The following is a 14,846-nucleotide window of genomic DNA, read 5'->3' on the forward strand; positions in this document are numbered from 1 at the left end:
CTCTTAAATAACTAGCCTGCGCGAAGCAGCGTTTTCATTTTTTCGTTACGGCAAAACTGACGCTTCATCTCCACCACCAGCGCATTGCGTGACAGCACAATCATCACGACGAATGCCAGCGCGCCCGCGGCAACCTGCACCGCCAGCAGCGCCGCCAGCGGCAGATGACCGGTCAGGATCATGCCCAGGCCGTAGCTCACCGCCAGGGTCGGCAGGGAGAGATAGAACGGCAGCCACAGGCTCAGGATGTACTGACGGTAGCTGGAGCCCAGCACCGGCTTGATCATGATGAAGTAGCTCAGCACGGTGTTGACGACCTGCACCAGCAGGAAGCCAAGCGTGACGCCGATGGCGCCCGCCATGTGTCCACCGACGATGATTGCCGGAATAAACAGGAAGGTTTTAAAGACGTTGAACTTAAAGCTGATATCCACGCGCGCTTTTGCCATCAGCAGAGACCCGATCGGATTCCCCACGGAGCGCAGCAGCCCCACCACGCACAGCAGCTGCAGGATCGGGATAATGCCGTTCCATTTTTCACCAAACACCAGAGGCACGAAATTGCTGGAAACCACCATCAGCCCCAGCAGAACCGGGAAGTTGATAATCCCCACCACGGAAAGCAGCTTGTAGAAATTGACCCGCAGCTTCTCGGTGTCGTCCTGAATCTTGGCGAACGCCGGGAACAGCACGCGGGTAATAATCGGGTTCAGCTTCATCGGCGGGACGACCGCAACGTTATAGGCCAGGTTGTAGCCCCCGGCGACGCTCGCCCCGAGAATACGTGCCAGCACCAGCGTGGAGAGATTGGTGTTCACATAGTTGATGATGCCGTCCGCCGTCAGCCATGCGCCAAAACGCAGGTTGGAGGAGACGGACGCCAGCGAGAAATGCAGCCCCGGACGGTAGATCTTGCGGCCAAAATAGCCGAACAGCAGCGTGCGCACGGCAGAGTTAACCAGATACCCCAGAATGGCGGTCATGGCCAGCGGCCAGAAATGGGCGCTCACCACGGTGAAGGTAAAGCCCGCCAGCACGGCGCTGGTCTCGATCATGCCGATCTTGTTGAACTCCAGCTCTTTCTGCATCAGCGCGCGGAACTGCTGCCCGTGGGGGATCACCACGAAAGCAAACGACAGCGTACGCATCAGCGGTGCCAGATCCGGGTTGTGCAGCACGCTGGCGATGGTATCGCTCAGCAGGAACACCAGCACAAACACGAAAATCCCCAGCCCGACGTTCAGCCAGTAGAGCGTGGTCAGCTCCAGATGGCTAATCTCTTTGCGCTGGATAATCGAGTTGGCGATACCAAAATCAGACAGCGTATCGGCCAGCGCGATAATCACCAGCGAAACGGTCAGCAGGCCGAACTGGTGGTTATCGATAATGCGCGCCAGCACGGTCATCTGCACCAGGCCGAGGCCAATGATGACGATGGTCGCCATCGCTGACCACTTGGCGCCGCTGATGGTTTTTTCACGTAAGCTCATCTTAGTACGCCGCTTTGTTCACGAAACCTTTGAAGATGGTCAGAAAAACAATCTTGATATCAAACCAGAGGCTCCACTCACGGATGTACTCCAGGTCGAATTCAATGCGTTTTTCCATTTTTTCCAGCGTGTCGGTTTCACCGCGCCAGCCGTTGATCTGCGCCCAGCCGGTGATGCCTGGCTTCACTTTATGGCGCAGCATGTAGCCTTCAATCAGCGAGCGGTACTGTTCGTTGTGGGCAACCGCATGGGGACGAGGTCCGACAATCGACATGCCGCCGGTAAAGACGTTGATAAACTGCGGGAGTTCATCCAGCGAGGTACGGCGCAGGAAGTTCCCCACGCGGGTCACGCGCGGATCGTTCTGCGTGGCCTGGGTCACCACTTTGTCGTTTTCCATCACCTTCATGGAGCGGAATTTCCACACCATAATGGGCTTACCGTCCATGCCGTAGCGGGTCTGGCGGAAGATAACCGGCCCGGGAGAGCTCAGCTTCACCGCCAGGGCAATGCAGCACAGCACCGGGGAGATCAGCAGAAGGATCAGTGAAGAGAGCACGATATCTTCCAGACGCTTCAGCACGCGGTTAATCCCTGACAGCGGCGTGTCGTACAGCGGTACCACCGGCACGCCGTTCACCTCTTCAATGCGGGAGTGAAGGATGTTGAAGGTAAACACGTCCGGGATCAGGATCACCGAGCAGGTGGTATCCGCCAGCTCGCGCATCAGTTGCTTAATGCGGGATTCGTCTTTCATCTGCATGGCGATGTAAACGTTGTGAATTTTGCCCGCTTTGGCATCGTCAATCAGCTGTTCGTAGTTGCCCGCCCAGTCCGCAGGCACGCCGCCTGGCTTCGCGTCGTGATAAATCCCGACCACTTCAAACCCTAACCACGGCTCTTTGCGGAAGCTGTCGAGCAGCACCTGCCCGACCGGCAAATCCCCTGCTACGGCAACGAAGCGACGGTTATAGCCCCGGTTACGCAGCCAGCCCGCGCCGAAGCGGATCAGGGAGCGACAAACCACCATGCCGACGCTGGTCACCAGATACCAGCAGAGATAGGTCACCAGACGATTATCAAAATCATGGCTGAACGCCACCAGGCCCGCGCTGAAGATCAGGCTTAAGGTCCAGTTCTGCAGCAACAGCATCAGTTCGGTGGTCATTTTGACGCCACGCCACGAACGATAGAAATCCGTCATCCCGCCGATCATCTGAAACACAACCAGCGCAATCAGTGCCATCAGCAGATGCATGTATAAGAACGATTGCCCGCTGATCCGACACACCGCCCACAATCCACCGACCATGATGGTGATATCAGAAAAACGCTGCACCATAGAGATTAACGATGCATTCGTTCTCGCTCGTTCGCGTTTTTTTAGATTCGTCATCGTTGTTCCTTTATTCAACCCACACCTCACCCCTCACCCCGGCCCTCTCCCCAAAGGGGAGAGGGTGTTCAAGTTCCCTCTCCCCTTTGGGGAGAGGGTTAGGGTGAGGGGTAAGGTTTCGTATTACTGATTCAACAGCGCCAGAATGTCCTTCGTTCGGGCTTCCATCAGCGCGGTGTCGGCGCGGGATTCCACGTTCAGGCGCACCACCGGCTCGGTATTGGACGAGCGCAGGTTAAAGCGCCACTGCGGGAACGCCATGCTGATGCCGTCAGTGCGATCAATTTCCAGCGCGTGAATGGCAAAGTGCTGCTCCACGCGGGCAATGGCCTCGGCAGGTTGCGCCAGCTTGCTGTTGATCTCTCCGCTCGCCGGGAACGCCGCCATACGGTCGCGTACCAGCTCGCCGAGGGTTTTCCCCTTCAGGCACAGCAGCTCGGTCACCAGCAGCCACGGGATCATCCCGCTGTCGCAGTAGGCGAAATCACGGAAGTAGTGGTGGGCGCTCATCTCGCCGCCATAGATGGCGTCTTCTTCGCGCATGCGTTCTTTAATAAAGGCGTGCCCGGTTTTGGACATCACAGGCGTGCCGCCTGCGGCAGACACCACGTCAACGGTGTTCCAGGACAGACGCGGGTCATGAATGATTTTCGCGCCAGGGTTTTTCTCAAGGAACGCTTCCGCCAGCAGGCCGACAATGTAGTAGCCTTCGATGAACTGGCCTTTCTCGTCGAACAGGAAGCAGCGGTCGAAATCGCCGTCAAAGGCGATACCCATATCTGCGCCATGCTCAATGACGGCGTTACGGGTGTCGTCGCGGCACTCCGGCAGCAGCGGGTTAGGAATACCGTTCGGGAAGTTGCCGTCCGGGGTGTTGTGCACTTTGACGAACGTCACCGGCACGTTAAGTGCTTTAAAGCGGGCTTCCAGGGCATCCACCACCGGGCCGGCCGCGCCGTTACCGGAGTTAATCACCAGCTTCAGCGGCTTCAGGTTTGCCACGTTGATGTAGCCCAGCAGGTGGTCGATGTACTCTTTCTGCAGGTTGATTTTTTTGTAGCTACCGCGCTTCGCCTCGTTCACCGGCGGGAAATCGTTGGCTTCCGCCAGACGCTGCACGTCGCGCAGTCCGGTGTCGCCGCTGATGGGACGCGCACCCTTGCGCACCAGCTTCATACCATTGTAATCCATCGGGTTATGGCTGGCGGTGACTTCGATCCCGCCGTCCACGCCGAGGTGGAAGGTGGCAAAATAGATCTCTTCGGTCCCGGAGAGGCCGATGTCCAGCACGTCCACGCCCGCGTCCTGCAGCCCTTTCGCCAGGGCCAGCTTCAGGGATTCACTGGTCAAACGCACGTCGCCGCCCAGCACGATGGTTTTTGGCTTCAGATATTCGCCGTACGCGCGACCAATGCGCCACGCAATGTCTTCATTCAGCTCTTCGCCCAGCTTGCCGCGAATATCGTAGGCTTTAAAACAGGTTAACTTTTCCATGATGACCCCTTTTTCAGGCAACAGTTGGCCCGCCCGATTAACAGGCAAAATTGTTTTTATTCATTCGTAGGCCGGATAAGCGAAGCGCCATCCGGCGTTAAAGACGGTGCTAGACCCGGCCGTAGCGGTCCTGGAAGCGCACGATATCGTCCTCTTCCAGATACGAGCCGGAGCGCACCTCAATTAAGTCGAGAGGAATTTTCCCCGGGTTCTCCAGACAGTGCGTCGCCCCCAGCGGAATATAGATGGACTCATTTTCGCCCAGCAGTTTCACTTCACCGTCGATGGTGACTTTCGCCGTACCTGCCACCACCACCCAGTGCTCCGCGCGGTGGTGGTGCATCTGCACCGACAACCCCTCGCCCGGTTTCACGGTGATGCGTTTCACCTGATAACGCTCGCCCGCATCGATGGAGTCGTATTTGCCCCACGGACGGTACACTTCGCGGTGAATGTGATGCTCGTGGCGACCGTCGGCTTTGATCTTCTCCACCACTTTTTTAACGTCCTGCACGGCGTTACGGTCGGCAATCAGCACGGCGTCTTTAGTCTGGACTACCACCAGATCTTTCACCCCGACCGTGGTGACCAGGCCGGATTCGGCGTAGACGTAGCTGTTCTCGGTTTTGTGGCTAATCACATCACCGTGATGGACGTTACCCTCCGGGGTATGGGCGCTGATCTCCCACAGAGAGGACCAGGAGCCCACATCGCTCCAGCCCGCATCCATCGGCACCACCACGGCGTCTGCCGTGCGCTCCATGACCGCGTAGTCAATGGACTCTTCCGGACAGGCGAGGAAAGCCGCTTCGTCGACGCGGATAAAATCAAGATCCGGATCCACCACGTTCATGGCTTTTTCGCAGGCGCTCAGGATATCCGGACGGTATTTCTGCAACTCCTCCAGATAGCGACCGGCGCGGAACAGGAACATGCCGCTGTTCCAGTAATATTCCCCGCTGGCGACGTAGGCCTGCGCGGTTTCAAGATTCGGTTTCTCAACGAACTGCGCCACGTCGAACGCCACGCTGTCACCTTCGCCCGGCGTTACGTTACCGCGACGAATATAGCCATAGCCGGTTTCCGGCAGATCCGGCACGATGCCGAAGGTCACCAGCTTGCCGCTTTCCGCGTAAGGAATGGCCGCGCGAACCGCGTCGCGGAAGGCCTCTTCCTGCTGGATAACGTGGTCTGCCGCCAGCACCAGCATCAGCGGGTCACAATCCGGGCTGCTGCGTTTTGCCGCCAGCGCCGCCAGAGCGATCGCTGGTGCGGTGTTGCGTCCGGCAGGCTCCAGAATGATATTTTCTGTGAGTTTGTTCAGCTGGCGCAGCTGCTCGGCAACAATAAAACGGTGCTGTTCGTTACAAATCACCACCGGGCTTTCACACTCCACGCCCTGCAGACGGTTTACCGTCGTCTGCAGCATGGTGAGATCCCCTTTCAGGCAGAGGAACTGTTTTGGATAGAGCACGCGGGACAGCGGCCACAACCGGCTACCAGAGCCACCAGCCATCACAACCGGATACAAAGTGGTTTGACTCATGATTTATCCCCGTATATCTGCAATAAATTGGCTCAGCACGTTCTCTTTATCGAGCGTGCGTTCGGCATATTCACGTGCCACCGTGTTTACTTTTGGCATGGCAAGTGCCTGTTCAATGCCGGAGACCAGCGCCGGGACCGATTCCGGCTCCACGCACACCGCAATCCCCGGGTAGCTGTCACACAGCTGGCCTAATTCGGTTTCGGCTTCGGCCGTAATCACCGCGTTACCGCCCACTGCCAGAATGTTGGTCAGCTTGGACGGCAGCACCGCATCCGCCGCGCCGCGTTTTTGCACCACCAGATGGCAGTCGCCCATCTTCAGCAGCGCAGGCAATGCCTCGTAAGACTGAAGCGGGAAGAACTTCACGTTGGTCAGGCCGCGCTCGCTTGCCATCTTCTCCAGCCGCGCTTTCCCACCGCCCTGCCCGACAATCACAAACATCCATGGATGCTGGCTCAGCTGCTGAGCGGCTTCAATCACGTTCTCCAGCCCCTGCTTTTCGCCGATGTTGCCTGAGTAAAGAATGATTTTTTGATCATCAGGCAGACCGAGCTCTGCACGTAACGTCTGGGCGTCTTGCTCAGTCACGTCGCGAAAACGCGCCACTTCGGACCAGTTCGGGAAGAAGATCACCTTCTGGGCCGGGACGCCCTTCTCCTGCGCCTTGTTCATCATTGAGCGCGAAATGGTCGAGACATAATCCACGTTATGCAGACCGCTGCGCTCAAACGCGCTGGCGAGCTTCGCCACCTTGCCGCCTTTGCTTTTGCCTGCCATCCCCAGGCCCAGCATGGCGTCGACTTCATAATCCTGAATGTGCAGCAGGGTGCGTGCGCCGGAGAGTTTGCCCAGCAGGCGCATGCCCGGCGTGCAAAACAGCGTCGGCACCACGCCGATGATGCGATCCGGCTTCCAGCGACGCTGCGCCATCAGCGGGAAGAAGCTGCTCAGCGCAAAGCTGCCGAGGTGAATCAGCCGTTTCAGCGTCGAGGGCTGCTTCGGCACATACAGCGGGCAGCGCCAGACGGTCGCCGCGCCCTCTTCGCGACGGTAGCGCCAGCTTGAGTAGCGCTCCCCCACTTTCCATTCCGGGTAGTACGGCGGCGCGGTAATGACCCGCACGTCATGTCCCTGGCTCGCCATCCACTCGACCATCTCGCCGGTATATTTCCCGATACCGGTCAGTTCCGGCGAGTAGTTGATTCCATACACCAAAATTTTCATAAGCCCGGCACCTCAGACTGACGATCGGCAAGGAAATAGGCACGGCTGTTGTCGTGCACATTGTCGCTCGCCAGCAGCGCCTCTGGCGTCTGCCAGCGGTAGTCGTCATGCTGAGAATCAGGCAGACGCAGGTCTGCCTCACTCACCTTCAGGCGGAACCCCAGCACGATGTAGTGCGTGGAGAACCCGGTACCTGAAAAGTTATCGTCATAGAAGTGCTGCCAGACCCCGTAAAACTGGCCCGCTGCCATCGGCAGCTGCAGGCCCAGTTCCGCCAGAGTGAGACGCTCAAACGCATCGCTCAACGTCTCATCCTTCTGCACGCGCCCGCCGGGCACGAACCAGAAGCCCTGTGCAGGACGGTTGGTTCGTTTCCCCAGCAAGAACTCGCCGCGTTCGTTCTCCACGATCAAATCAATTGAGATGAGCGGAGTGGAACGCACCACCGTGGCAAAATCTTCCTGACTTAAAAACATCATTACCCCCGGAAGCGATGCTGGTTTTCCAGGAACCACTGGTAGGTACTGGCCAGCCCCTGCTCCAGTGACTCCTCGTGATACCAGCCCAGCTGATGCAGTCGCGTCACGTCCAGCAGTTTGCGCGGCGTGCCGTCCGGCTTGGTGGCGTCAAACACCACGCGGCCTTTGTAGCCCACCACCTGCGCGATGGTTTGCGCCAGCTCGCGAATGGTGCAGTCCACGCCGGTGCCCACGTTGATGTGCGACAGCATCGGCTCGGTGTTCTCCTGCCACACTTCGCGATCCAGCTCCATCACGTGAATGCTGGCGGCAGCCATGTCGTCCACGTGCAGGAATTCACGCATCGGCGTGCCGCTGCCCCACACCACCACGTCCGGTGCGTTCTCGGCAGTCGCCTCGTGGAAACGACGCAGCAGCGCCGGGATCACATGCGAGTTGCTCGGGTGGAAGTTGTCGTGTGGTCCGTACAGGTTGGTCGGCATCACCGAACGATAGTCACGGTTGTACTGACGGTTGTAGGACTCGCACAGCTTGATCCCGGCAATCTTGGCAATCGCGTACGGCTCGTTGGTCGCTTCCAGTGTGCCCTGCAGCAGCTCGCTTTCGGCGATCGGCTGCTTCGCCATTTTCGGGTAAATACAGGATGAGCCGAGGAACAGCAGCTTATTCACGTTGTGCAGATGCGCCGCGTGAATGATGTTGCTCTCAATCATCATGTTTTCGTAGATGAAATCCGCCGGGTAGGTGTTGTTGGCAACAATGCCGCCCACCTTCGCCGCCGCCAGATACACCTGGTCAATGCGTTCGCTGGCAAAGAAGTCCTGTACCGCACGGCTGTCGAGCAGGTTCAGCTCGTCACGCGTGCGGACAATCACCTCGACGTCACCGCGCTGCTCCAGCTGTCGAACAATCGCGGAACCCACCATTCCGCGATGACCGGCGACAAAAATACGTTGTTTTGTCATTCTCAGGACTCCAGCGCGATGGCAACCTCGTAGCCATGAGACTTGAGCAGAGAGTGTTTTTTCGCTGCTTCAAGATCTTTGGCCACCATCTCAGAGACCATCTCCTGCAGAGTGGTTTCTGGTTTCCAGCCCAGTTTCTCGTGCGCTTTGGTTGGGTCGCCCAGCAGGGTTTCCACTTCAGCAGGACGGAAGTAGCGCGGGTCAACCTGGACAATCACATCGCCTGGCTTCACGCCCGGCGCGTCGTGACCGGTCACGGACACCACGATGCCCTTCTCTTCCACGCCGGTGCCTTCAAAGCGCAGTTTGATACCCAGCTGCGCGGCAGCCATTTCCACGAACTGACGTACGGAGTACTGCACGCCGGTGGCAATCACGAAGTCTTCCGGTTTGTCCTGCTGCAGCATCATCCACTGCATTTTCACGTAGTCTTTGGCATGGCCCCAGTCACGCAGGGAGTCCATGTTGCCGAGGTGCAGGCATGATTCCAGACCCTGCGCGATGTTGGCGATAGCGCGGGTGATTTTGCGGGTCACGAAGGTTTCGCCGCGGCGCGGTGATTCGTGGTTGAACAGAATGCCGTTACAGGCGTACATGCCGTAGGATTCACGGTAGTTCACGGTGATCCAGTAGGCGTACAGTTTTGCTACCGCGTACGGAGAACGTGGGTAGAACGGCGTGGTCTCTTTCTGCGGGATTTCCTGCACCAGGCCGTACAGCTCAGAGGTGGATGCCTGGTAGAAACGGGTTTTCTTCTCCAGACCCAGGAAGCGAATGGCTTCCAGCAGACGCAGGGTACCCATGGCATCCACGTCAGCGGTGTATTCCGGGGATTCGAAGGAGACCGCAACGTGGCTCATCGCGCCCAGGTTGTAGACTTCATCCGGCTGCACTTCCTGCAGGATACGGGTCAGGTTGGAGGTATCGGTCAGGTCGCCGTAGTGCAGGTGGAATTTCGGGTTCGCCGCGTGTGGATCCTGGTAAATATGATCGACACGTTCGGTGTTGAAAGAAGACGCACGACGTTTAATTCCGTGTACTTCATAACCTTTTTCCAGCAGTAACTCTGCCAGGTAAGAACCATCCTGCCCGGTAACGCCGGTGATGAGAGCGACTTTAGACATGTTTATATTCCTCTGTACTTATCAAAGTTTTTCAGTTTCAACGCGTTCGCGTATCACCACTGCGGGGTTGCCACGGCAAACTGTATTTGCCGGTAGCGATTTAAAAACGCTGCTGCGGGCACCGACTACCGTGCCATCACCAACAGAAACACCCGGTGCAACAAAAACATCCGTTGCCAGCCAGCATTTTTCGCCAATCACAACAGGCGAAGCGGTAATATCAAAATGCTGACTCATAAAGTCATGACTGCCGGTGCACAAATAACATTTCTGTGACACCACCGAATTTGCGCCAATCGTAATCTCGCCCAGGGTATATAACACCGCGTCATCCCCTACCCATGCGTAATCCCCGAGCGTTAATTTCCAGGGGTAGGTAATTTTTACCGAAGGCCGAATGACTACGTTTTTTCCGATTTTTGCGCCAAACAGGCGCAATAAAAATGCTCGCCAGCGGTACAATATTTGCGGTGACCAGGCAAATAACGTTGCCTGAACGGCCCACCACAGTTGCACTTTAATACCGCTCCCGCCCCGAAAACCTTTCGGCACGGAGAAACCGCTTAGATCCTGCATTGCGTTTCCTTATATTCAGGCTTTGTTATATAAGGTTTTCGTTTTACCTGTCGTACGCAGGCGTAATAAATAAGATAATTCCGCCCAGAACCCCGGCACGCGTAATATTTTACGCTGCACGTTTTTCGCATCCTGGCACAATTCCAGATTATTAGACGTTGACACGCCGCCCATTGAAAATTCCGACACCAGGCCTTTCAGGCGACGGAACGGGTAGCCGGATTTATACAGACTGGCGGCCAGCGCATAATCCGAAGAGACTTTATATTGCAAATCGTAAGGCTGTTTTTTCAGACCCTTAACCGGGAAGAAAATGGCCTGATGGCTGGCCGGTAAGCTGTGGTAGATATACCAGCCAGGCTTCGCGCTCCGGCATATTTTATGTCCGTCGCCAAAATCGAGCAGCGCGTCACCAATATACATGGCGTCCTCTTTCTGGCGCGCCAGCTGACGGGCAAACAGCGCCACGTCATCGTGGAAAACATCACCGGAATTAAGGAAGATGGCATAGCGCCCTTGCGCCATGTTGATGCCTTTGTTCATTGCATCGTAGATGCCTTTATCTTTCTCGCTGACGTAGCGTAAGTTGAACTCACCGTTGAGTTTTTCCAGAAACTCCGCCGTGCCATCGTTCGAGCCACCGTCGACCACAATCCACTCAAAGGTAAGGCTTGGGTCGCGCGCCAGATTACGCAGCGAGCGCCAGGTTTTTACCACCCCTTCGTAATTACGAAAAGCGACAGTAATGACGCTAAGAAACATAAGACCACCTCGTCATGAATTCGTAATATTAAGCGCTTTACGCAAAATAAACGGACAAACAATTAAGAACGCATATTCCGGGCTAAATATTGACCCGGTAAAAAACAGCGACACCGGTGTGAACAGATAAAGCTGCACGCGAAAGTTCTGGTTATCCCCAAACGCGTTAATCATCATTTTGAAAACTTTAAACAGATACCACAGCGTCAACAGTACGGCGAACCACGAAAAATAAATAATTAACAGATACAGACCATTGTCTATGGTTTTACCGACATCCGCACCGTTAAAGATTCCGAATGATGCAACATATTCGTAAAGTGAGCCGAATCTTACTACGCCATCAATATGGGTTAAGGAATAACCCACCATCACCAGTGGACCAATAATGCGATAATAGGACGACGACCCTTCCGTTCCCAAATCCCCCAGACGTTCTGAGATGTACGGGAATGCAAATATCACGCCTACCAGAAATACCGTCAGGGAGATAATCGCCAGCGGCAGTTTTTTCTTAATCGCCTCTTTGTTCAGGTACTGGAACGCCCACTCCAGCAGGTAAAACAGGATAAATGTCATTACCCCTGAGAACGATCCAGACAGAACAATTCCTGCAAGAATCATAGCATCGGTCTTAGGCGTTTTGATACCAAACTGTTTGATGCTGAGCCAAATTGAGATTAATGCCAGAGCAAAAAACGCCGGTTCAAAATAGAGCGCGGTGGTACGTTTCCCGCCAAACTTAATGAAGTTCAATACATAGCTGTTGCTGTAAATGAGATATTTCGAAATTATCTCCATCAGGCTGCTGCCACCGGTGAGAATAATTTGCGCCATCTCCATGGCGGCAAGCATAACAATTAACGCAACGGCAATATAAAAGAACCTAAGGATTTTCCGATAATTGTGCGGCGAAATAGTTTTAAACCGAATACTCCAGACCATACCGATAATAATGACAATATAAACAAACAGCATGGTCGAGGTGACGTATTTACTGGCATCCAGCGACTGGCCAAAGATGTAGTTAAACAGCGTCAGGCCCGTGCCCAACCCTAAGGCAATCATCAGCTTCTTCAGGTTGATTTTATCGACATACAGCAGAAGCAGAAGGGGCAAGAAAGTGACGATGGTTATCGGGAAGCTTTCGCCGAGCTGGGCAATCTTGACGTTGACCAGCAGGTAGATCAGCGGCAGCAGCAGATAACTACAGATTCTGATAGAACGAGACATACTCCTCCAGCATCTGTTGTCCGCTGTACGCCTTGCGGCTGCGGTTGCGGAACGATTCCAGGTCAGTGCCAAAAACAGTCCGGGCAATCTGCGCCTTCGGCAACTGCACCAGCGGCAAAATTTCCTGTTCCGCGAAGGTTTTCCCGCCGGATTTCTCCAGCACTTCTCGCGCCGCGTCGCTGTGGGTGGCAAGTACCGGTACACCAATGGAGAGCGCTTCACAGAGGATCAGCGGATAGTTATCCACGCGGGAGCTGAACACCAGCGCATCCATTTCATTCAGCGCGCTCATCAGTTTGCGTTTGTCGGTTTCAAACCCGTGGTTCACCACGTTGGCCCCTTCGAACGGCGAGAATTTGCCGAAGGTGTGCAGTTCAATTTTGTCACCCAGCGCCATCATGTCGCGCACCAGCTGCTGGTTGGTTTTGCCGTCGTAGCGCAGGTCATGGGCAACGATGGCGATTTTCGGTTTGCCTGTGGTTTCCGCCACCGGCGTCAGTTCGGCAAGAATGGCTTCCGTCGCCACGTCGATGCCGTTGTTGATAATCTGGCAGCACCCTGCCCCGTACAGGCTGTTGAAGGCATCGGCCACGTGCTGGCTCGGGGAGATAAACGTACAGCCGAGCGAGAGCATGTTGCGAAACAGCTGACGCTTTCCTTCCACCAGCTGGTGGGCGCGGTCCACTTTCACCGGCGGGTAGTTGCTTAAGGTCGGACATTTCTGACAGTTATTTTTCCAGCCTTCGCAGCCGTCGGTAAACGCGCAGCGGCCGGTTACGCTCCAGTGATCGTGCAGCGTCCAGACAAAGCGGGTATCGGGCTTGTGGGCCTTCACCTTCTGGCAAAACGCCACCACCTCTTCCAGATTCAGCCAGTAGCTGTGCAGCACGTGAAAATGGAGCACAACCGGGCCGGTGGTGCGCGTCACCGTGCGATAAAGAGAATTCAGGTTGCCAAACAGATCGCGGTTAAACAGACGGAACAGCGCAATGTTGGCAATCGATGTCAGGCGCGGCGTGTGCTTCTGCACCTGCGGGAAGTTATCGTGGCTGACGCTTTTCTTGCCGCCTTTGCCATAGCCGTAAATAAACCGGGACTGAAGTCCTTTTTGCAGGGCGCGCTGATGCAGATCCAGCGCCACGCCTGCTGCTCCGCCTTCTGCGAGGCGTACGTTAAATTGCAGAATGTTCATTTAATCACCTTCACGCGGGCTTTTTCTCCCACCACCAGCGCGTTATCCGGAATGCTGTCCAGCACCACGCTGCCAGCACCAATCGTGACGTTGTTACCAATCGTGATATCACCAATGATCACCACATTCGCGCCCAGCTCAACGTTATTGCCGATGACCGGGCAGGCCAGGCTGTCTGGCCCGCGGTTGCCAATGGTGACCGCATGACGAATGGTGAAATCATCCCCGGCGACCACAAACTTGTTGATCACCACCGCATAGCCGTGGTGGATGGTGAAGCGGCGGCCAATGGTGGCAGCAGCCTGAATCTCATAGCCAAAAAAGCATTCCGTGATGATGCGGTACAGCACCAGAACCGGTGCCGCCCAGAGATTGTTCAGCACGTTTTTCTTACGCCACACTGAGCAGAAATGGGCGATGCGGTACGCCAGAACCATGCAGCACGGGCGCAGGCTCCAGCTGTTTGCGCGGCAATCTTCCAGAAACATTATTTCCCCCGAAGTCCATCAGCCAGGCGCTTACCGTTACGTACGGAAAGCAGCGTCAGCAGCGTGCGCCAGTTCATGCGCTTATTGCGGATCTGATAGAGGGTAAAGAGCTGATATTTACGGCTGGCACGGTCGAACTTGTCCTTGTGCTTGCGGTAAAAATGGAAGTAGCCCGAGAATTTCTTCGGCGAGGAGGTGATTTGCATCTCCCCGTGGTTGATGTGCAGGATCTGCGTGGCCTCTTCCACTTTCCACGGCTCGCCGTACTCCACCACCATGCGCAGGAAGATGTCGTAATCCTGCGCGGCCTTCAGTTCAGTATCGAACAGGCACTCTTTAAAGCGCCACGCCCAGGTAAAGACCTGATTACCGATAATGTTGCGCTTGTAGAACAGGCGACGGGAATACGGTGATTTCGGGTACAGCGGCAGACTGGCCGGCTGCGAGTACACCTCGCCCTGGCAGACATAGTCGTTGGCATACAGGAATGCGTGCGTAACCAGCTGTTCTTTGTGCGAGAGGAAGACAGACAGGCGGTTTGGTGTCCATTCGTCATCGTCGTCGATCCCGGTCAGATACTGCCCTTTGGCCTGCATAATCGCCTGATTACGCACCGCGCAGGCACCGGAGTTAATCGCGTTGTGCGTATAGACCACCCGCGGATCGTTGAGGTCAGTTACAAATTTTTGCAGCTGTTCATACGAGGAGGAACAGTCATCCACGATGATCAGTTCCCAGTTTTCATAATCCTGACGTAGTACCGACTTAATTGCGCGGATCGCCAGCTGCTGACGATTCCATGTCGGCATATAGATTGAAACTAACGGGCGTTGTGTGGTCATTTTTTCCCCTCACCCCGGCCCTCTCCCCAAAG

At 55.8% G+C, this 14,846-nt stretch carries 14 protein-coding genes; all 14 read right to left on the bottom strand.

All coding sequences use genetic code 11. From position 1 onward, the window contains the following. Positions 1-11: 11 nt before the first annotated feature. The 14 genes from wzxC to wcaA all read right to left on the bottom strand — a co-directional run bounded on the left by wzxC (position 12) and on the right by wcaA (position 14,814). Entirely contained in the window at positions 12-1,490 is a 1,479-nt protein-coding gene (gene wzxC, locus SP99_RS14760) for a colanic acid undecaprenyl disphosphate flippase WzxC (RefSeq protein WP_047959051.1), read from the bottom strand. A 1-nt stretch (position 1,491) separates the two neighbouring features. Next, complete coding sequence (wcaJ, locus tag SP99_RS14765; RefSeq protein ID WP_025758738.1) at positions 1,492-2,886, bottom strand: undecaprenyl-phosphate glucose phosphotransferase; 1,395 nt, start codon at positions 2,884-2,886, stop codon at positions 1,492-1,494. Between the two features lie 123 nt (positions 2,887-3,009). Beyond that, a complete protein-coding gene (gene cpsG / locus SP99_RS14770; RefSeq protein WP_045285624.1) occupies positions 3,010-4,380 on the bottom strand; it encodes a colanic acid biosynthesis phosphomannomutase CpsG in 1,371 nt (456 codons plus the stop codon). A 109-nt stretch (positions 4,381-4,489) separates the two neighbouring features. After that, a complete protein-coding gene (gene cpsB / locus SP99_RS14775) occupies positions 4,490-5,926 on the bottom strand; it encodes a mannose-1-phosphate guanyltransferase (protein WP_025758735.1) in 1,437 nt (478 codons plus the stop codon). 3 nt (positions 5,927-5,929) lie between these two features. Continuing rightward, positions 5,930-7,153: a colanic acid biosynthesis fucosyltransferase WcaI gene (gene wcaI / locus SP99_RS14780; RefSeq protein ID WP_047959052.1), complete on the bottom strand. Its 1,224-nt coding sequence runs from the start codon at positions 7,151-7,153 to the stop codon at positions 5,930-5,932. Beyond that, the gene (locus SP99_RS14785; protein WP_095441738.1) at positions 7,150-7,629 is read right to left on the bottom strand and encodes a GDP-mannose mannosyl hydrolase; all 480 of its coding nucleotides are present in this window, start codon (positions 7,627-7,629) and stop codon (positions 7,150-7,152) included. The genes wcaI and SP99_RS14785 overlap by 4 nt, the downstream gene beginning before the upstream one ends. A gap of 2 nt (positions 7,630-7,631) precedes the next feature. Further along, the gene (fcl, locus tag SP99_RS14790) at positions 7,632-8,597 is read right to left on the bottom strand and encodes a GDP-L-fucose synthase (protein ID WP_047959053.1); all 966 of its coding nucleotides are present in this window, start codon (positions 8,595-8,597) and stop codon (positions 7,632-7,634) included. Between the two features lie 2 nt (positions 8,598-8,599). After that, positions 8,600-9,721, bottom strand: a complete 1,122-nt coding sequence (gene gmd, locus SP99_RS14795) for a GDP-mannose 4,6-dehydratase (RefSeq protein ID WP_025758730.1) — start codon at positions 9,719-9,721, stop codon at positions 8,600-8,602. 21 nt (positions 9,722-9,742) lie between these two features. Continuing rightward, positions 9,743-10,297, bottom strand: coding sequence for a colanic acid biosynthesis acetyltransferase WcaF (gene wcaF / locus SP99_RS14800; protein ID WP_025758729.1), 555 nt, complete (start codon positions 10,295-10,297; stop codon positions 9,743-9,745). Positions 10,298-10,312: 15 nt separating this feature from the next. Then, positions 10,313-11,059, bottom strand: coding sequence for a colanic acid biosynthesis glycosyltransferase WcaE (gene wcaE, locus SP99_RS14805; RefSeq protein ID WP_025758727.1), 747 nt, complete (start codon positions 11,057-11,059; stop codon positions 10,313-10,315). Positions 11,060-11,071: 12 nt separating this feature from the next. Further along, the gene (gene wcaD / locus SP99_RS14810) at positions 11,072-12,292 is read right to left on the bottom strand and encodes a colanic acid polymerase WcaD (RefSeq protein WP_047959054.1); all 1,221 of its coding nucleotides are present in this window, start codon (positions 12,290-12,292) and stop codon (positions 11,072-11,074) included. Beyond that, positions 12,267-13,484, bottom strand: coding sequence for a colanic acid biosynthesis glycosyltransferase WcaC (gene wcaC, locus SP99_RS14815; protein ID WP_047959055.1), 1,218 nt, complete (start codon positions 13,482-13,484; stop codon positions 12,267-12,269). Before wcaC ends, wcaD begins: the two co-directional genes overlap by 26 nt. Next, the gene (gene wcaB / locus SP99_RS14820) at positions 13,481-13,972 is read right to left on the bottom strand and encodes a colanic acid biosynthesis acetyltransferase WcaB (RefSeq protein ID WP_014170825.1); all 492 of its coding nucleotides are present in this window, start codon (positions 13,970-13,972) and stop codon (positions 13,481-13,483) included. Before wcaB ends, wcaC begins: the two co-directional genes overlap by 4 nt. Continuing rightward, positions 13,972-14,814, bottom strand: a complete 843-nt coding sequence (gene wcaA, locus SP99_RS14825) for a colanic acid biosynthesis glycosyltransferase WcaA (protein ID WP_047959056.1) — start codon at positions 14,812-14,814, stop codon at positions 13,972-13,974. Before wcaA ends, wcaB begins: the two co-directional genes overlap by 1 nt. Positions 14,815-14,846: the final 32 nt, after the last annotated feature.

Source organism: Enterobacter sp. BIDMC92, assembly GCF_001030225.1.
GTDB classification, from domain to species: Bacteria; Pseudomonadota; Gammaproteobacteria; order Enterobacterales; family Enterobacteriaceae; genus Enterobacter; species Enterobacter sichuanensis.